The organism is Hydrocarboniphaga sp. FW305-C-57, from assembly GCF_058783045.1.
On record NZ_JBYSYG010000005.1, the window covers coordinates 18,621 to 37,368 of the forward strand.

Consider the following 18,748-nt stretch of genomic DNA (forward strand, 5'->3'; position numbering starts at 1 on the left):
CTCTGGTTAGTCCGCTTTGTGCCAATTGCGGACATCAAAGTGCAAGGCAGATATTGTGCGGCTCTGCTGGAGAGACAACGCTGCGCATGTCGGTATTCAGGTACGAACCGAGCGGGCAATCCTTCCGGACTCACAGCAGACACCCCGCCCGGGCGGCGGCTAATTACAAATTCGGCGCGAATAGAGAGGCCAATGTTGCGTAGTTGCAAATGCCCTGCATACCACTGGTTTGAATCCCAATCACGACACCGCTCTTCATGTCGATGATGGGGGACCCAGAATTATTCCCGACCGTTGTGGCGTCGTGCCCAATCTGAGTCTTCGTCGAAATTGAGGGGCATCTATCAGGGTCGATGATTTCACCGGGCTGCCATCTTCTGATGTCAGGCTGCGGATTCTGACCGTTTGGTCCAGTGCTCAGCATGTATAGCAACAAGTCGCGAGGAACCCTCTTGTCCATGGAAGGATAGCCCACGACCACGACCGCATCGAGCAGTTGAGGTCTATATGCGGGACTCGCTACTGTGAACTGTTCGATGCCGGCAGGTTCATCAACCTCCAGAACCGCGATGTCTTGGGCGGCAATACTCTTCTCGTTAACGCGCCTCACCTTCACTAGTGGTGCCGCGGTGGTTGACGCGCACTTGTATTCCCCTCCGAAGTTAATTTGCATGGGGGCATCAACTCGAATAACGCCACTAGCTTCATCAAACCGCTTATCGACTACATGGAACGCGGTTATCGCCGTACTGCCTCCAACATAGAAGGCAGTGCCAATCGGCCGCGAAACTGGAACTTTCCTCCACCGCCCCCCAATCAGCTTGTCCTCTTGCGTCGTTACTTCTATTCGTCCAACAGAACTCAGCTTCTTGCTATGACTCGCCAAAAAGGAATTGAGTGATGATTGCCAATATCCGGCCTCCGAGTTACCTCTGAAGGGAACGTCGCCATTGCAGGTCGGCAACATTGGGTTGGTTGTCTGGACTACCTGCTCCAAAGCGAGATCGGGATTGGAAACAGTGGTCGCCATTCCGGTAGCAACGTCCGCCGCTTCTGTGGCAGCGCGGCCCGCTTCGCTTATCTCCGCGGACACAGTTCGGAGAAAGTTTGCGAGTTTTTCATTGCCCTTTGCCTGCTCCACACGTGCTTCTCGCTCTTTCGCCTCGGCACTCCCCTCGAGCACTGCTGCGCGCACTTGCAATGCTTCTGCCACCGCATCGCGCTGTGGCGCTGGCATGACCGCGAGTCGCCTGTTCAAACGATCACTAGCAGAATAGTCCATTCCGTCCGAGTGAGGCGGCAGCACCGGCCCCACAGGACCGGCTGCGCCAACTGCGTTGGACAGAAGCAATAGCGTGACCGCAATGAGGGCGCCCGCTTCGCGCCCTAATCCTGCGCTAGAAGGCGTCATCTGTTTAGATCTTGGCCTTGTCCTGGAGATCCTTCGCGGCGTCCTTTATGGTCGAGACTTCATCGCGAAGAGCCTCAAGCTCTAAAGCGAACGCTTTCAGCGCAGCAACCGAATCTCGGAACGTCGCCTCGTCGGTCGCGATGCTCTCGAGGTTCTTTTGAGCTTGAGCGACTGCTTGGAAGATTGCTTTCGGAGGCGGTTGTGTCCTTGCCTTGTCAAAGTCGGACAATGAACTGTCAATCTTCAAGGCCAGTTCAATAATCTCATCCCTCTGTGTAACGGTGTTCAGCGACACCATCTTGATAAAGAGCGCGTGCGGTAGCAGGAGACTAGCCTGACGCGCCTCCTCCCAAGACTCGTTTATCTCGCTACTGAGGGCGTTCGCCTCATCCAGCGCTTGCTTCACGTTCTCCGAGTTGCCTAGTACCACCTCTTGGAAGGCTTTTTGCCGCTCTAACTCATCAACCTTTTTGGCAATGTGTACGGCGGCAGCTTTGACTGAAGAGACTAGCGTTTTGAGGGCTTCTGCAAACGCTATCGCTCCGGCCAGCGATTCTTTTGCCCGCGGCCGAGCCGGCATTCCGGGGCTCCTCACCAGCTTCAGCACTAAGGCTTGACACTTCGCAGTTGGTCCGTCGTCGACAGTAACGGCGGGAACTTTTCCAGGTTCGACGACTACCGGGGCATCCTTTCCGTACGGGATTGGCTCGCGAAGGGCCCGAAGCCTCTCTATGTTCTCCCAAATCTTTCCAAGCTCATCGTCAGGCTCTTTTCCCACCGACTGAAGCGCTTGCCCATAGCGCCTGAGGTATTCCAGCCCTTCGGAGGTGACCAACTTCTTCTCTACACCAATGCACGCGAAAGTTGCGAAGGAAGCTTCGGCGTTCTGGTTGTCGAAGTTCGCTACTCCATCTAATGGAGATTTCAAGTAGTACTGGACCGCAGTTAGTCGCTTCGTCCTCGTTTGCTCTGCCACATCCGCATTGAGGACGGTTTGGGCAGCAGACATACCCGTCGCATACGCATCAATTGCCTCTTTGTACTGCGAATTTCTGACCGATGGAGATACGCAACCTTGTATTGCCAGAACGACGAGCACGAAGCCACTCAGCCACAGTTGGCGCGACATAAGATGATCCCCCTTCCCCGATTTTTAGGGTACGCCTTCCGAAGTCCTGGCTCAAGACCAGCACCGACCCCGTCGTTTGTCGTGGACAGCGGTTGGGATCGGGTATCCACCGCTTGCCGCGCCATGCAGAGCATCTTGCTGGAGCGTGCGCTTTGGCCTCTAGTGACGAACGATCTCGCCAAGGTATGCAGCATGTAGTTCGTTCGCCCGCCAAAGCCCGGGCCGAAAGCGTCGATAGAAGCGCTTGTGTGGGTGTCTTCGTTTTCTCTTGAGATCAGCGCCTCGTCCTATCCAAGAGCCGCTCTGTTGCGGAAAGCGGCAGCCGTGAGTTGACCGGAGCGGAACTCGCCCCGGAGGATCAGTCAAACGGGTGTAGCCGGAGGTTCGGACCTCTATTCGCCCTTAGGGTCTCCTTGTTGCCCCCTGTTCAGTACCATCGACACCAGAGGTTTCCAGGTGATTGATACGGAACTCGGTGGAGGTAAGGTTGCCGGAGCGACTCATGCGGGATTTCCCGGTTGTAGTCGGAGTGACGTGGTCCCAATAAATCGCGACAGGTCAAAACCGGAGTAAGGTCGCTTGGCGGGTCTCCTGGAAGGAGGGCGGAAGCGATGAAGAAGTCGAAGTACACGGAAGAGCAAGTCACCTACGCGTTGCGACAGCCCGTAAACGGGCCGCGCGTTAACCTCGATGTTAGGCTCTATTGAGAGGGGGGCGTCGTGCTGTTGGAGCAATATCTAATCGAGGTGAAACTGCGTCGGGACATCGTGCCGAGCTTCGAACAATACCCATTCAGTCTCGATGCCGTGCGCAACTTATCGTCCTTCAAGCTGCATCCTGCGGTGACGTTTCTGATTGGGGAGAATGGCTCAGGTAAGTCCACGCTTCTGGAGTCCATCGCGGTGGCCTGGGGTTTCAACCCAGAAGGAGGTAGCAAGAATTTCGCTTTCAGTACTCACTCTTCCCACTCCGACCTCTATAAATTCCTGAGACTGTCGCGTGGGTTCAAACGTCCACGGGATGGGTTCTTCCTTCGGGCAGAGAGCTTTTTCAACGTCGCCTCAGAGATTCAGCGGCTAGATGAGGAGCTCAGCACCAGTCCTCCGGTCATCAACTCGTATGGTGGGAGGTCATTGCATGGGCAGTCCCACGGCGAGTCGTTCTTCGCCTTGTTCAAAGAGCGATTCGGCGGACAGGGGTTGTACATCCTCGATGAGCCAGAGGCGGCCCTATCGCCATCCCGCCAAATGGCAATGCTCTCGCGGATGCATCAGTTGGTTAGGCAGTCATCGCAGTTCATCATCGCCACACACTCTCCGATCATCATGGCCTACCCAGAGGCGATCATTTATCAAATGACAGATAAAGGTCCGGTGGAGATCGAGTATCAGCGCACGGAGCACTTCCAGGTCATGAGAGACTTCCTCAAACGGCCAGAGTATTTCCTCAGCATGCTTCTGGATGAGGACGGCTCGGATGGAACCTGACCACGGATTCAACCCAACGGCCTCACCTTCGGCGAGCCCGCGGCCTAATTGAGGCGTTGAGCCAGAGAGAAGATCGTGATCAACAGCAAGGAAGATCCTGTGGTGTTCGGGCTTTGGCTGTATGAACTCGAAGATGCAAAAGAGCATCTTGAGCAGCTAATCAAGGAACTCACCACTGATTCGGAGTTTGGCGAGGCTGAACTCGCAATCAGCCTTGGCCATGTGTATGCCCATCTCAATCGGGCATGGAACTCACGCAATACAGAAAGCGAGTTGACGGAGGAGCAGTGGAACTCCTTCAGAGAATTTCCCAAAGACTTGAAGCCGCTGGTATGAGGCCCAATTACTCGATCCAGCCGACTCTTTTGCCCTGCACTCCTTCGTTCGTGTCGGCAAGTTTTGTGTGGGCAAGAACGCGGCTGAGCTAGGGCGTCGGACTGCACTGCGAAGGAGTTTGGCGTTGCCTAGATCTATTGCACTTGATGTGTACTCAGAAGAAGGGAGCCATTGGGTGGTGCGTACACCTGGTCGTCAGTTTCCTGCCTTAGTCATCCAGGGCGACACACTGCATAGCGTGTACTCGGACTTACTGGAGCTTTCGAAGAGGCTCAATGAGGTGTCTCTGCTCGATCAAGACATAAAAGACGAGGCTGCTGCTATTGCTTCGGTGCTGCACGCTAGGCTCAAGCACTACGAGAACGTTGTTGAGGCCGCGGGCTTTGGCTTGCCGTATACAAAATCTGTGTGATCGGATTCGTGGGCTCGGTCCAACAAGGCGTTCCACACAGCGGCTTCGCCGCGCGTGAGCTAGGGTGTTAGGTGCAATATGCCGCTCTATACATACATCGTGTCATTCAACAACTCGACTTATGTTGGTCAAGGCAGACACAGCAACTTTCGCGGCTTCGTTTCTTCGTGGACGGCGGAGATACCACCAAATGCGTTAAAAGGGTTGAATCAAGGGCTGATGAAGCAGCTTGCGGCCACAGCATACCGAGGGGAGTTTGTCGCAGTGCCAAACAGAGAGCGCGTTTGGACGAAAGTGATAGACCTAGACGGAAGTGAGTTTGTAATTTACGCCGTAGAGACTAAGAGGTAGGCATGTTGCTTAGCGCACCTAACAATTCGCTCCAGTGCGACAGCTCCGCCGCGCCTGAGCCAAGGTGTGAAAGGGTAAGACCGTGAGTCAGCATCGGGAGACGCGCGCAGTCCATAGCGAGAGCGGCACGAAACTCGGTGAGGCTGAGCATCTACAGGACAAGCCTGACGGCATTTGTCGTACTTGGTCACCGCTCGGAAGGCTGACTCTAGAAGCGCAGCTTATTCAAGGTGAGTATCACGGCCCCTACAAGTCATGGTGGGATAACGGCCAAAAGAAAGAAGAGGGCGCGTTTCATCGCGGCGAGCGAATTGGCACATACCGCTGGTACAAAGAGTCTGGTGAGCTTTGGCAGGAGCATGAGTATGGGCAGCCTGCAGACTAGCGGTCCTAGGTGTTGTGTTTTAAGGGCATGAGTGACTGGAAACACGTACTGGCGGCGCTTAGTTCTCGAGGTTCATTCGTTGCTGAATGGCAACTCCACAGCGGTGTCACCTTCTTCATGTACATTCCGTCCGTAACTGACCTGGGCGCAGACACCCTTCACCGAGGCAGCGCAACTCGGTACTGCGAGAGAGAGCGCATCACAATTCGCCATCAGCAAAAGCTCGGCCGCCAAACAGCTGATAACAATGTTCTTCTGTGCAGTCAGCTTCTCGCTGCCGTCCCAGGCATTGAGGTAAAAGAGAATGAAGATGGCATCACAGTCTCACTTTCTCAGAGTTCGGCCCAATAAGGCGCTCAACACGACGGGCCATAAGGCCGGCCTGCGCGTTAGCTGATGTGTTATGCCTATGAAAAGCACAGTCACCGCGCTTCTTGTCGCAGTTGTCGTGGCGTTAGGCCCAGCTGCCGCGGTCGCGGATAAGGCTGATCTGGTTCGGGTCAAGAAGTCAGAGGCCAAGCTCTATCTTCTAAAGGCCGGAGTGCCGTTTGCCGAGTTTCATGTGGTCTTTGGTGCGCAACCACAAGGCCACAAACAGCAGGAGGGTGATGAGCGCACACCGGAAGGACGGTATCTGCTGGACTACAAGAAGGTCGATAGTGCTTTCTTCAAAGCCATCCACATCTCTTATCCAAATGCACAAGACATTGCGCGAGCCAAGCAACAGGGAGTCAATCCGGGCGGAGCCATAATGATCCATGGGCAGAGGAACGGGCTCGGTTGGTTTTCGCCGGTCGCGCAGCTTGTGAACTGGACCAATGGGTGCATTGCGCTTACAAACAACGATATGCAGACAGTGTGGGAGGCAGTTGATGCAGGCACGCCAATTGAGGTCGAGCCCTAGACATAACCATCGGTTTCCAGCCGACGGTCTTCCCTCCGCTATGCTCCGGAAGGCCCGTGATAGAACCTCGGTGTTAGGGCTCTTATGGCTTCCGTGATTTCTGCGGCCGAGTGGGAAATCCTTGGGTTCTTCTCTGTTGAGCCAGAACCGCAAGACAAGGGCGTGCCGTGGCCGTATAACGACTTCTGTTACACGGTGTCGCAGGGCTTGTACGTGCTGAGTTGCGCCATTGCACCTGCATACAAGGATGTGCGCATTATTCTGAGTCACGCAGGCGTGCGCACTTATGAGCTAAATGCGGTCAACGTCTATGACGTTCGGGTTTCAAAGAGAAACACGGATGAGGTTTTGGAAATTGAAATTCGAGCAGGTGAGCTGGTCACATTGCGGATTTGGCCGACCATCGAGGTAACCCATTCTGCAAGCAACGAGCCCTAACCAGGGGCTCCAGCCGCGGTGTTGTACACGGTAGACGCGATGATATTTGGAGACCCAGCAGACTTCGCGGTAGAGGCGTTTCACGAGCCCTTGGAGAGTAGATTCCGCGGCTTCGGGCGTCTGTGCATTCATGTTCAAGGTCTGGCCCTCGGAGACATCGAAGAGGAGCACTGCTCTCTTTTCCATTCCGCTGATGATCTAGAGCGATTGGCAGCAGACGCAGCTGGACTTTGGGATGCGAGTTTTGAAGGACACTCGGATAAGAGTTTGTTTGAACTGCTGGCATACACCTTGTTTGATTACCACGGTCAGACGGATGCGGAAATCGATCAAGCTTACGTGCGATACGGTCGCTATTCCGTCCTGACCAATTCAGGAGAGCACTTCGACGGGTTCAACATCTTCGTCGTTTGCAGGGAGTTCAGTCGTGCACATTTCCTGTTTCGGAGGCCCGACAACTCAATTGGTTCTAGGGATTGCTCTCTCAAGATGCTATGCGACGCAATTCAGCAGTTCCAAAATTGGTTTCGCGCCGTGAGTGTCCAACTAAACGATCCACACGACGGCTCTGCCGCGCGTGAGCTTTAGGTTTTGGGCACAATGAAAGCGAGTACAGCTTCATGGCTATTGTTCTCGGCTTTTTGGCCTCTTGCGCTTACCGCCATTTACATCATTGGCTTGGCGGGCAGCCCGCAGCCAGATAACTGGTCATTTTTAATTCATGTCAGCACGTATGCCAGTTGGTCGGCTACGGCATGCTTGTTCACATGTATCGCTCTTGGTGTTTTCCTCAAGGCAAAGTCTCGGCCAGTTCCTTGGGCAAGCTACGCTGCAGCGGCGGTTCTACTCGCTGTTCTGGGTTACTCATGCGTCGTCATTTCTCGCATCTAGCAAGCTGTGCCCAACAAGGCGCTCCACGCGACGGCTTCTCCGCGCGTGAGCTTGGGTGTTGGGCATGAACCACATTGAAGCCGTCGCTGAGCTAACCCTTGCTCATGGCGCTGAGGCCGCTGTGTCACCACCGTCTTACTTCGGTTTCATAACTACCTTTGGCAAAGAGTCATTTTCTGCAGCCGTTCTTCCTAGTGGCTCTGGCGATCTCGAGCTTGGCAAAGCTCAGCAAGTTACGCTTCGTTTCTTGGTTCCAGCCGCTGCGGCGGTCGTCTTGCCTGGAGCGGTCTTCATTTTTGTAGAGCCGCCTCACCGCTCAGGAGCGGGGCGCATCCTCGGGCCGGCTCTTGCTCAACAAGGCTCTCCACATGACGGCTGCGTCGCGCATGAGCCTAGTCGTTGTGCGGCATGAACAGCAGTGAGCTAGAAATCGTAGAGCCAGCGATACCCCGATGGCTGGCTTTGCCCATAGGCATCGCGCTTGGGCTTTTCCTTATCCCCTGCCTCATTGGCTCTGCATCGCTAATTTTGGTCCCGTCCGAGCAAGCTCCCATTGCACGGCCTGTGGGCGGAATCGTGCTCTTGGTCATGTGCTGCTGGGCACTGGAGAAATGCTTTCGGTTGGTTTCCAATAAGAAAAACAAAGGCGGCTTACTCAGTCCGCAGTCTCTTCGAGCAGTGGGCTGGCTCCTGGTCCTCTTGCCAATTGGCGGACTATTCACAGGGTATTTCACGTCCAAGCCTCTCATGGCCACCGTGCAAATTGCTGCCTACATCAGCATGTTCTTTGGTGTCCGTAGGCTTGCTCGTGAAAGAGAGGCGAATGCCGTACAGCTAGTACTTCACCCCGATGTGCCGGCCTCGGGCCGGCCCGCGCGTTAGCCAGGGCATTAGGGCGAAATGAGCGTATACGATGTAGGCAGTTCGGGCTTTCGTTGGATTCACATCATCGTTGTAGCGTTTTATGCATATGTGTTCTTTGTAGGCCTCCTGTTTGCCTCGAATGAGAAGCGCAAATCTGGCCAGGCTTTCTCAGCGTATGTGCTTCTGCTTGCGTCCGCGTTAGTCGTCATCACGGGCGCACTCATGCTGGGCATGGGTATTCACAAGAGGCATGAATGTGTCGCTCAGCTTAAGTCCGGGCGAACATCTATCGTTGAGGGCGCAATATCTAAGGTTCGCTGGGAGTACAAGGGAGACGATGCACTGAAATACAAATCGTTTTTCATCGGTGAGAGGCAGCTCGTAGATCAGTGGTCATCACCAGAATGCGGTGTCGCAAAGCGCTTCACCGATGTCCGTGTTCCAGCAGAAGGCACTCTGGTCCGAGCACATGTCTCTGGAGAAACGGTACTACGCCTTGAAAGGCTTCTATCGGTTCAACCTTAAAAGCCCTAGCCAGAGCTTTAACTCGGCGGCTACGCCTCCGCTACCGCTCCTGCGTGGCCGCGAGTGAACTGGAGCGCTGGATCGCTAAGAAATGACACCTGATATCTACCGGATTAAAGGCATCGAGCCGCTTCAACTCGCCGTCATGCCACGCCCACGCGGCGGCGATTCGCTCGCGAACGAGATTCAAGGGCTATTTAGATCCGGTATATCGACCATCGTTTCAATGCTGGAGCAACAAGAGGCACGAGAGTTGGAGCTTGGGAATGAGGAAGCGTTGTGTCATGACTATGGAATTAGTTTTATTTCATTCCCTGTGAGGGATCGTGGTGTTCCGCTCACTTTCCAAAGTTTGGATGCACTGGTCGCCGTCATCATCGAGCAATTGAAAGCGAAGAGGCAGGTTGCAATCCATTGCCGCGCTGGCATCGGCCGGTCTGGGCTTCTGGCTGGCTGCGTTCTTACGAGCCTTGGCATATCGCCTGCGGAGGCTCTGCGGCTAGTTTCGTCCGCCCGCCGTGTTCGTGTTCCGGATACCGAAGAGCAGGAGCGTTGGGTGGCTGCGTATGCGAGGCAAAATGCGGTCCAACGATGCGCTTCACGCGATGGCTTCGCCGCTCGTGAGTAAGGGGTAGATATGCCAAGACGAGAGCGCAGTCCCGTCGAAAGAGCCGCCGGCAAACTCATCGTGGCGGTGCAGCGCGAGTGGACTGAAGACATGGGCGAGCCCGGAGCCGACGCTAGCGAGGACGCTATGCATAAGTGCCACACCATTCTCGATGCCGCGCGTTCTGGGAGCCTGGAGCAAGAACTCTGCGGTCGCACTATTGCCGACTATTTAGGTCGCGCCTGGGTACTTCGGCATCCAAACGTCTTGCCGGCCATTCGCGATGTCGAATCGTTGCTGGGGCATGTCTGACAACGCGCTCCAGGCCGACGTATCCACTGCGCTTCACAGGCGGGTGTTCCCTTCGTTTACTCGGCGCGGCTGAGCATGGGCGTTAGAAGCTATGGAGAGTGATTGGGTATGCTGCAGGGAGCTAGTCGCACATTCCGAAAGGCAAGGCGACTTCACAGTCAAGCTCTGCCTCGGAAGACCACGACCGACAAGCGACGTTGATTGGGCGTGCACGATAGAGTTAAAAGGTCTCAGCTCAAAGGTATTTACGGTGTAGATTCGCTTCAGGCAATGATTCTTGCGCCTAAGATCATGCGAGTAGAGGTGGAGTTGTTCATTGAGCAAGGCGGCACGTTGTCATGGCCAGGAGAAGACAATGCCCCAATCTCGGCAGCAGAGATATTCGATTGAGCTGCTTCTAACTATCGTTTCAAGACCGACGGACTGGTCCGCGGCTTAAGCTGGCGTCGGAGCACTCAAGTAATGACTGTCAGATTACCGGGAGAGATTGAGTTGATTTCCCACTTCAGCCGTCACCTCGGGCCACGGTTCGAGGAAGCCGGAGTGCGGGTCCAGTTTCACTATAACCAGACTCCCGGAGTGCACTTCAAAGCTAAGCTGTCCGGGGAGTATCAAGCTGCAGTTCTTCACGGCATAGCTGAAGGGATGGCCATCCACTTTCCGGATTTTCCGGAGAGCGGCAGCGTTTGGATTACGGAAGCTGTTGAGCACGAAGTTAATTCCTCGGTGCGCGCTTTTTATCTGGCTGCCCGCTTAGTAATTGAGCAAGCTCGTTCGCTCATTGATCTGAGTAAAGCCCAACAAGGTATTCAACGCGACGACCACGCCTCCGGTGGGTCCGCGCGTTAACCTGGGTGCTGGGCGCCAAAGATCCGCCCAGTTAAGCAGAGCGCTCAACATTGAACTATGCGGTGTTCCTGATGGGGTTAGAACTTCCAGAAATTTTTCATGGGCCTTAGGTGTCGCATTGGCCACAACAAGGCCACCTGCGCGTTCGCCAATAAACTGGCTCGTGTGGCAGGGCGACGTGGTATCACCAGCGAGACTTCGAGCCTGATCACGCAGCGTTAGCAGCTTAGTCGTCGAAGCGATTTAGCGAGGCATCTCTTTCAAAGCGGTTGAGCAGGAAAGACATTGATCATGGGGTGACGGTGGGATCGGCACGGGAACATGCCGATAACTAGGCCGAGCAAAAAACTCATTGTGAGCGTTTAGCTGTTGCCACTCGTCTCACGATGACCAGTTTGCTCGTCAAATGGCTGACCAGCTGCAAGCATCGGATCCCCTTCCACGCTGGGCATAAGCATGATCAGTTTATGTCGAGCAGGAAGCATCAGAAGTGGTCAATCCGGCGTAAGCGGCAACAGGTTGCGAGAGCTACCACAGATAGCCATGCCGATGCGCGCCTAAAACTCCCTCTTGTCGGGCAAAAGCCCACATCAGCCTGAGTAGTACACGTTAGTCCGCCACCGACTCCCCTTGAAGACAGCGAAATCACCGCACTACCACAGAGGAGCGCAGCAGCGCTCGCCCTAAAACTACCAACGTCTCCTACACGCCATAAAAACTCCGACGCCAGCCAAAAACTGCTCGCGCCAGATAGAAATTGTGCCAAGGAGTTTTTGTGCTGCAAAAAACGAATCATGCTGAATTTCTAGGATTCGCCGAAATTAGAGTCGAAACTGAAATGACCTCGCGACGCCTCCACTCCCGGTTCCGCACGCTGACCGAGGTCGATAAATGGCCCAGCATGCTGACAACCAAAAGTCCCCACTTCGAAAGCCGTTCACAGCTAGCCAAAGCAGAGCGATTACGTCGACTACAGCTCACACCGTTGTGCTTGCCGGCCCCGGCAGTGGAAAAACAACGGTTGCGTTGGAGAGGGTAATTTTCCTGCTAAAAAACGGACTAGCCCGTCGGGTGGGCATCGTGACTTATACCAGCGACTCGGCCAAGGACATCAGGCAACGCCTGCTGGCCGCCGGAATCGCTGACGTCCAGGTCATCGCAAGAACCTTCCACAGCTACGCAATCAGTCAACTGCAGAGCGCCGGCGAAGCCATCAATGTATGCGGCGATGTCATACATGAGCCAGTTCAGCACGCATATCTTAAAAAAGCTATCACCGAGTCAAAGTGGGAGGGGGATCCGAAGGAGGCGATGGAGCTTCTACACATCGCAGGCTCGCATTTCCACCTGGAACTCAAGGATCCGGAGCGCCGCCTAATTGAGGCGTATCGTGCCTCACTCAAGGAGCACGGCAAGTATGACTTCGCTGAAATGCTGCGCCGCGTCGTACAGGGCATGCAAGACAAATTCGTTCCCTGCCTGGACGTTGACCATCTGATCATCGATGAGGCTCAAGACATCGACGACCTCCAGTTTGCATGGATACGTTGTCACGTGGACAAAGGAATCCACACGACAATGGTCGGTGACGACGATCAGTGCATTTATAGATTCCGACATGCGCTCGGACTTCAAGGCTTGAAGGACCACTCTACTTATGTCGGCCTCACCGACAAAGACTGGCTTTATCTAGAGGAGAACTTCCGCAGCCACTCCGAGATCGTCACAGTCGGTCAGGTGCTTATGAAACACGATACCCATAGATTCGCGAAGGACATCAAAGCCCCGAAGGGCAAGGGTGGTCGCGTGAGTTGCGCCAGCTTTAAGAACACTGAGGAAGAACTGATGCGCGTTGCACTGAGCGCAAAACCCGAACCGATCAAATGGGCCGTACTCGCGATGCGGAACGTCGAACTCGATCGTGCGGAGCTAGCCCTCGAGCAGCGAGGCATTCCTTACTGGCGGAGAGAAGGCGAAAGCATATGGGAGACCGGAACGGGAATCTTGATGCTGGATTTTCTCTCCTCTCTGGCACCTAAGATGAGCGCGGCAGAAAAACTTACTGAAGGATTGATGCTGCTCGATGTGTTTATGCCCACTGACTCCAACGACGAGCCTCTTAGAAACAGGAGCGTCGATGATGTACTCCGTTACGTCGCGGACAGCTGCAAGGAAGAAAATAAGGAAGACAGCTCCGAAAGCGACAGCAAGAAAGACGCCCTTAGAAGCCTGGAAAGCTCATGGAAAAGATGGCACCACCAGATTAAACACGAAGCCGAAGGCAAAACCGACATCACAAAAAAAGTCATCCAAGAGGTGGGAGCATGGGTAAGTCTCTGCATCCCGGACAGCCAGAAGCCGTTGCTCAACGCCATTACCCGGTGCCTGCTCAAGAGGCGCGGCTATCTCCAAAACAGAATTATGGCGCCGACCTTCAAGATGAAGGAAGAAGCCGAAGGCGTGCATCTCTCAACCCTTCACGCCTCCAAGGGCCTTGAATTCGAGAATGTCTGGATTTTCGGACTCGATGCAAAGCGCGAAGCCGGCCTGCCTCCCGGCCTCATCGAAGACAAACGCCGTGTTGTCTATGTGGGATTTACTCGGGCAAAGACTTGCTTGGTCGCGTCGTACGTCGAGGCCAATGAACCGAGTAGATTCCTCGCGGAGGCTGGGCTGCAGGCGGAAAACAAGACGAGCAAACGCAATAGGCGAAAAATCTATGGCGCCTGAGCACGATCAAATCGCTCGTGAAGACGCTCGACCAGCAAGCAAACGAAATACACGAAAACGAATGGTGCATGCGCTTGCCCTGAAACGCTCCCTTGGTGAAAGGGTGCCGACATGGCTAGGTAAACACTTCCCTCGCGCTCAAGCTGTTGGGTGCGGAGTCCAAAAATAGATTCGAGAATCTTGCGAACTGTGGCGATCTGCTGTTTCCCAGGAATTCGCAGCCGACTTGATAGTTTTGTTTGTCGCTTCAGTACAGTCAGGAATACACGCCACTCGACTTCGTCTATGCAGCTAACGTCACATCGGGAGAGATATGACACCAAAGAATTTGAGCGTGGAGCACGAGACCGGTAGGTCAGCCCCGGATCAAAGAGGTGATAGCGATAGTTCTCCTGGAGGACAAGAACTTCCTCTTGAAGATCGACCCGACGACTTTCGTCAACGCCATGCTCCGCCAGCAGAGAAGCTGTCGTCGCCCCTTTCGCTATGTCCAGCAGCAACTTGCCAAGCTGTTCGTGCGTGGATTGCCGGCGCAGCTTTCCAGCGGGCAACTCCGATGGCTTGAATACGTCCGACTGCATGTTCGGAATAGCATTTGGCCGCAAGTTAAATCCAACAATCACATCGTCGATCGCCTTTAGATCACCGCCCTTATTCGCCCTCGACAAACGCGTTCGAAAAGCGCCGTACGACAGCAAAGCATGCGCTGCGCAGCCTCGACTATCCGGCTCGGGCCAGCCAACGCTTTCATCAGCACCGTAACCAATCAGGTGAACGTAGTGACTCAGCGTTGTGATAGGAGTCGCGTGTCCGAGTGTCCTCGCCAATGCCAACAGCTGAATAGCAGGCGGATGATTAGCGAAAGCATTTAACCATCGAGATTCTTTAAAACCACGATAAACGGAGCGCTTGTCGAAGATCGCGGCAAAGCCAGAACACGCCACTGCATGTCGGCAAGCTTGCAAACGTGCTGAATCTTCATGAGCAATCACTCGAAGTGCAGCAGAGGCAACACTGCTCGCATCAGAGCTGGGAAGCTTTGATGCAGGCTCTTTAATGGCGTCGATCGCACTCAGGATTGTATCGATACCCTTCTCAGAAAGATGCTCTTCAAGCACCAATGATCGAGGACTCGCCAGCGTCTTCAGCGGCGACCGTCGATGCGGCCGAACAAGCATGACAAGACCACCCGGCGTCCGCAGCAGGTCCGTTTTTTGGCGTGACTCACTTTCCCCGACACGCAGTCCCATTTCGGCACAGGCGAGCAGATACCTTGCCATCGAGATGTCGGATGACCGATAGGCTCTGTCGATCGCAGTTCCCAGACCACTGGCGGACACATCGCGCCAGTGGTCCAACTGCGCCATAGCGTGGTCCCGTTCTGTCACTGACAGACAATAGGGCTTTGCTTGATGTCCTTGCTCTAACGATGCCCACTCTGCCAAGGGATCTTCCTCTGGACGCGCTCCTCCAAGCTCCGCAATCACCTGCAGAAAATGATCCAGCACCATCCGCATTCTGTGGTGGTTACCTACCCGCTTCCCGAAGAAAGTCCGCTGTACGATTTCCTCGATTTCCTCAGCATCGAGTTGCAGCAGGTCACGTCCATCAAGCGCAGCAAAGGTTTGGGTCACCAGCAAGGTGAGATAGGTATAGACCGTACTCGATCGGCGGCGCCAGGCAAGCTCTTCTCCCCGTAACCACCGCACCACAAGCCTGACAAAAACAGCTGACGTTCCGCCGCACTCCGGCGAAGCTGCGAGCTTCGACTCAAAACGTGTCGCGACCTCGTCATGCGACAGCTTCTTCTTTCGACGCAACCATTGATGAAGGTTTTTCCGCATTTCAAGGACAAACTCTTCATCGTGGCCTGCTTTTCCAAGACCACCAATCGCATTGGGCGCACTCTCTGCACCTGCGGCGACCAGGGATGTAGGAGCCCGCCAAGTTCCATCACGAAGCAACCGCTCTCTGGCCGGATCAAATGTACGGGAGCTAAAGCGCCCTTCTTCGAATGCACTCCTCACGCCGGAGACGGTCAAGCGCCGCGCGAGCGCGGCCGTCGCCAACACACTTTCTAATGTGAGACGAAGCTCGGAGGCCTTTGCTGTGCGCTCGGCCATGAACAGGGTAGACACAGCCCTTCGGACTGAGTCCGCAGCAAGAGAACTCGTTAGATGCCCCAACCCTGCCCGCCACGACAGTGCAAGCAAGGCTGCGTTCCCGGTTAGCAAAAATCCTTCGGCATAGCCCTCTTTCGAATCAGGCAACCCGCGAGAATCAGCTTGGGCATCCGACTTTTGATTTACCAATCGAAGGACAACTCGATCCGCCCGATCGTCATAGGAATCGGCGCTCCCCAACGCCCGAATCCCTGCAAGGAGACGATCAGACTGCGTCAATCCGGCGCGCACACTGAGTTCCACAGCAGCGAAGGCAAGCTGGTTCTCCGTGATCGCTCCGGCGACGCTCCTGCCCTCCGACTTGGCAATCGAGGTGTCGAGCTTCTCGGCAACCCGGAGAAGTGCGCATGCAGAGTGATACGCGCGAGGGGTAGCAGGTGTAATAACTGGAACCTGATGATTCCGGTAGAACGCGACCCGAGGCACTTCAGCCCGGACGCTCCCAGATGCAATTTCCTGTCGCAACCAGATGCGAAAAGCCTGAGAAACAGCCGGCCACCGGCCTGTTTCCGCATGCTGCTTTTTAAGTCTCTTCTCGATCCTGGAGACATCACTTGCGGAAAGGGCGGCGTCCGCTGCTGTGGCGCTATCCGCTGCGAGTGCAGCTACTTCAGATTCAATCTCAGCGCGAAACTGCGGCTGTTCGCGAGCGATCACCTGACGGTAACGAACCCACCGATGATCGATACGCTTCGACAAAAGCGCATCCAGTCGCTGAACAGCACCAGCACTAAGAGGTTCTAGTTCAGGCGCTTTGTCAAAGGTCGAAACGCCGATCGATTGCCAGCCTTCACGTTTCAGTCCGACTTCGAGCAGCGGGGCAACTCGGCTGACGAACTTCAGCGGAGAATCCGGATCAGTCGCCCCGAAAGGCACGAAGTCCATTGAATGACCCATCTGGATTCGAATGTCGGAGGGGCTCATTCCGCACCGCCTCGCAACGGTCGTAAATCGATGTCGCAGGTGTTCGGCCGGCACTGGAATTTCTGGCCACAGCTCAGCGAAGTCCCTTCGCTTGTAACGCACGAGTCGATATCCAAGCTCCCCAGGAACGGAATCCACGCGCTTGAATTTTTGGAACAGCGCCCGATCGCCGGCTAGGATTCGCTGCAATCCACGTGAAGCTTCACGACCGCCCGAGAAATCCAGCAATCGCGCTGCAAGGTAGGCGACAAAATCAAGAAGCGCCAATATCTGCTGGACAGCCACAGGCGGTATCGCTGCCGCTCGAAAGCTCAAACCATGATCACTGTGCTTATCCGTGAAGACGACAAGCGCGTTGCCGTCGGCATAAGCACCCACCGGCCGCTCGCTCCTATCGGGGAGGATGAAGTCGCGGCGACCGAGAAGTCCCAGGTGATAGGTCAGCCGATTGGCAGTTGCCTCAGCAAATATAGAGGCCGCATAGGTGACGAACTCGTTGTAGGCCAAAATCAGGCTATGCAGATCGTTCTCGCGCTCGGCCAGCGTGTGATGGCATCGATCCGCCAAATTCTTGATTGCCGCCTTGACGGCGGAATCCGCGATAGCAGCTCGCGGTGCCCCAATCAGCGCACCTGCCCCCTCCAAGGTGGAATCTTCCTCTGCGAACCGCCAAGCAGAGGACACCCAAGGCGCAACAGATTCCCGATAGGTTGCCGTCAGCTCACCTAGCTCGAACGCGTAATAGTGCAAAGCCGCACTCGGGTGATCGAGTAACTGCCCGGTAAGAATCTGAGCTTTGATGATGTCGGCTGTCCGCATCCAGATTGCGACAGGCAACACATTGCGGAGCCGCACCTCTGAGAAACGAGCGGTACTTGGCTTGAGATACGACTTCAGCCGGTCGAAGTGGATGTCCCAGCCTTCTCTGGAGTAATGCCAAATTTTGGAATCGAACTTCCCCAAGGTAGCAAGCCGCTTGGCGAGCAGCGCCGGCAGTGGCAGCCAGAAGTCTTGGAGGCAAGGCAAGTACGGCGCCTCAACCTGCTTCGCAACCTTGCCGAAATCTTCAGAGCCAGGCACGCGCACACGAAAACGCCCAGGCTCTAACCATGCAGCTCTCGCGGAATCGGAACGCCCCATTGCAAGATGAGCCATCGCGCCTATAACGGACTGCCGAGGCTCCGATGTCACCATCGAAATCGAGTAAGCCAAGGCCGCGAGATACAAAAGGGCGTCGCCCTTCGAGGAAGCCATCACCTGCTCAAGGCGCTCTCCCAATGCCTGAGCTTCGATCCGCAGGAAGGCCCGGTCCGTCCCGGGGATAAGCGCTCCCGACAGGTGCAGGTCTGCGCAATGCTCGGCGATCCAGTTCTCGTAAATGAGGCTGCCGCCGAAGTCCTTTCCGGTCCAGCCAGACTCATCGTCACCGGAGCTGGGCACCTCGACAACCGAAGGCGCATCTCGCAGATCCGCCAGGGGCAAATCAGGAAGTTTCGATCGGCCGCCTAAAAAGCTCGCGGGAACCGCGCCAGATAAGGAGCCGCGCGTCGATCCACCAGACGCCTGACTACGAACCAGCGCAGGCTGCGACTTGGCCGTAGCGGGCGGCCTGTTCACCCGACCAAGCACGGACAGAGCGAATCGGATTCCGTCGCCCTCCCAAGCCTGGAACTTGGTCGCGTGCTTCGAGAAATCGATGTCCGCCGGAGATACCCCAGCGATTAACCGTCCGTCGATGAAGGCGATTGCAGCATCGACACCAGTGGGCGGGCGTCCTTTCGTCGCTAGGATCCGGCGCAGGCCCTGTCGGCCAAGCTTCCGGACAGCTGGACCAAGCGATGCCGAAACCCGCGGGAAGACCAAGAGCGCAATTCCCAGCCATCGCCAGTGGCGCGGTCGAGTAGCCAGACCAAGGACCTGATCCAGATCTGGGTAGTCTTCGTCGGACGGCGGGCCTTCGCGACTCAGCGCGACCCATCGCTCAATCTCATCTCCTGGGAGGTATGAGCC

General features: G+C 55.5%; 14 protein-coding genes. 11 read left to right on the forward strand and 3 right to left on the reverse strand.

Going from position 1 to position 18,748, the window contains the following annotated elements; all coding sequences use genetic code 11:
• Positions 1 to 163: 163 nt before the first annotated feature.
• Both AC3WUM_RS11550 and AC3WUM_RS11555 read right to left on the reverse strand, forming a co-directional pair.
• A complete protein-coding gene (locus tag AC3WUM_RS11550; RefSeq protein WP_492410464.1) occupies positions 164 to 1,282 on the reverse strand; it encodes a trypsin-like serine peptidase in 1,119 nt (372 codons plus the stop codon).
• A 133-nt stretch (positions 1,283 to 1,415) separates the two neighbouring features.
• A complete protein-coding gene (locus AC3WUM_RS11555; protein WP_492410465.1) occupies positions 1,416 to 2,510 on the reverse strand; it encodes a hypothetical protein in 1,095 nt (364 codons plus the stop codon).
• A gap of 749 nt (positions 2,511 to 3,259) precedes the next feature.
• On the opposite strand from AC3WUM_RS11555, the gene AC3WUM_RS11560 reads away from it, so the two are divergent.
• The 11 genes from AC3WUM_RS11560 to AC3WUM_RS11610 all read left to right on the forward strand — a co-directional run bounded on the left by AC3WUM_RS11560 (position 3,260) and on the right by AC3WUM_RS11610 (position 13,631).
• Positions 3,260 to 4,027 (forward strand): AAA family ATPase, encoded by a 768-nt coding sequence (locus AC3WUM_RS11560; protein WP_492410466.1) that lies wholly within the window; start codon positions 3,260 to 3,262, stop codon positions 4,025 to 4,027.
• A 75-nt stretch (positions 4,028 to 4,102) separates the two neighbouring features.
• Positions 4,103 to 4,363, forward strand: coding sequence for a hypothetical protein (locus tag AC3WUM_RS11565; RefSeq protein WP_492410467.1), 261 nt, complete (start codon positions 4,103 to 4,105; stop codon positions 4,361 to 4,363).
• Positions 4,364 to 4,487: 124 nt separating this feature from the next.
• The gene (locus tag AC3WUM_RS11570; protein ID WP_492410468.1) at positions 4,488 to 4,775 is read left to right on the forward strand and encodes a DUF6959 family protein; all 288 of its coding nucleotides are present in this window, start codon (positions 4,488 to 4,490) and stop codon (positions 4,773 to 4,775) included.
• A gap of 433 nt (positions 4,776 to 5,208) precedes the next feature.
• The gene (locus tag AC3WUM_RS11575; RefSeq protein ID WP_492410469.1) at positions 5,209 to 5,511 is read left to right on the forward strand and encodes a toxin-antitoxin system YwqK family antitoxin; all 303 of its coding nucleotides are present in this window, start codon (positions 5,209 to 5,211) and stop codon (positions 5,509 to 5,511) included.
• A gap of 409 nt (positions 5,512 to 5,920) precedes the next feature.
• The gene (locus tag AC3WUM_RS11580) at positions 5,921 to 6,415 is read left to right on the forward strand and encodes a L,D-transpeptidase family protein (protein ID WP_492410470.1); all 495 of its coding nucleotides are present in this window, start codon (positions 5,921 to 5,923) and stop codon (positions 6,413 to 6,415) included.
• Positions 6,416 to 6,499: 84 nt separating this feature from the next.
• Positions 6,500 to 6,853 (forward strand): hypothetical protein, encoded by a 354-nt coding sequence (locus tag AC3WUM_RS11585; RefSeq protein ID WP_492410471.1) that lies wholly within the window; start codon positions 6,500 to 6,502, stop codon positions 6,851 to 6,853.
• 21 nt (positions 6,854 to 6,874) lie between these two features.
• Positions 6,875 to 7,441: an Imm42 family immunity protein gene (locus AC3WUM_RS11590; RefSeq protein WP_492410472.1), complete on the forward strand. Its 567-nt coding sequence runs from the start codon at positions 6,875 to 6,877 to the stop codon at positions 7,439 to 7,441.
• Positions 7,442 to 8,644: 1,203 nt separating this feature from the next.
• Positions 8,645 to 9,133 (forward strand): hypothetical protein, encoded by a 489-nt coding sequence (locus AC3WUM_RS11595; protein WP_492410473.1) that lies wholly within the window; start codon positions 8,645 to 8,647, stop codon positions 9,131 to 9,133.
• A 91-nt stretch (positions 9,134 to 9,224) separates the two neighbouring features.
• A complete protein-coding gene (locus tag AC3WUM_RS11600) occupies positions 9,225 to 9,761 on the forward strand; it encodes a protein-tyrosine phosphatase family protein (protein ID WP_492410474.1) in 537 nt (178 codons plus the stop codon).
• A gap of 753 nt (positions 9,762 to 10,514) precedes the next feature.
• The gene (locus tag AC3WUM_RS11605) at positions 10,515 to 10,901 is read left to right on the forward strand and encodes a hypothetical protein (RefSeq protein WP_492410475.1); all 387 of its coding nucleotides are present in this window, start codon (positions 10,515 to 10,517) and stop codon (positions 10,899 to 10,901) included.
• An 891-nt stretch (positions 10,902 to 11,792) separates the two neighbouring features.
• On the forward strand, positions 11,793 to 13,631 hold the full coding sequence (locus AC3WUM_RS11610; protein WP_492410476.1) for a UvrD-helicase domain-containing protein: 1,839 nt from the start codon (positions 11,793 to 11,795) through the stop codon (positions 13,629 to 13,631).
• Here AC3WUM_RS11610 and AC3WUM_RS11615 read toward each other — a convergent pair.
• Positions 13,619 to 18,601, reverse strand: coding sequence for a hypothetical protein (locus AC3WUM_RS11615; RefSeq protein WP_492410477.1), 4,983 nt, complete (start codon positions 18,599 to 18,601; stop codon positions 13,619 to 13,621). The genes AC3WUM_RS11610 and AC3WUM_RS11615 overlap by 13 nt on opposite strands.
• Positions 18,602 to 18,748 lie beyond the last annotated feature (147 nt).

Excerpts from the sequence above, each read along its gene's own strand:
- AC3WUM_RS11550 (WP_492410464.1), bottom strand. The coding sequence starts at position 1,282 with ATGGACTATTCTGCTAGTGATCGTTTGAACAGGCGACTCGCGGTCATG.
- AC3WUM_RS11580 (WP_492410470.1), top strand. The coding sequence starts at position 5,921 with ATGAAAAGCACAGTCACCGCGCTTCTTGTCGCAGTTGTCGTGGCGTTA.
- AC3WUM_RS11585 (WP_492410471.1), top strand. The coding sequence starts at position 6,500 with ATGGCTTCCGTGATTTCTGCGGCCGAGTGGGAAATCCTTGGGTTCTTC.
- AC3WUM_RS11595 (WP_492410473.1), top strand. The coding sequence starts at position 8,645 with ATGAGCGTATACGATGTAGGCAGTTCGGGCTTTCGTTGGATTCACATC.
- AC3WUM_RS11600 (WP_492410474.1), top strand. The coding sequence starts at position 9,225 with ATGACACCTGATATCTACCGGATTAAAGGCATCGAGCCGCTTCAACTC.
- AC3WUM_RS11605 (WP_492410475.1), top strand. The coding sequence starts at position 10,515 with ATGACTGTCAGATTACCGGGAGAGATTGAGTTGATTTCCCACTTCAGC.
- AC3WUM_RS11610 (WP_492410476.1), top strand. The coding sequence starts at position 11,793 with ATGGCCCAGCATGCTGACAACCAAAAGTCCCCACTTCGAAAGCCGTTC.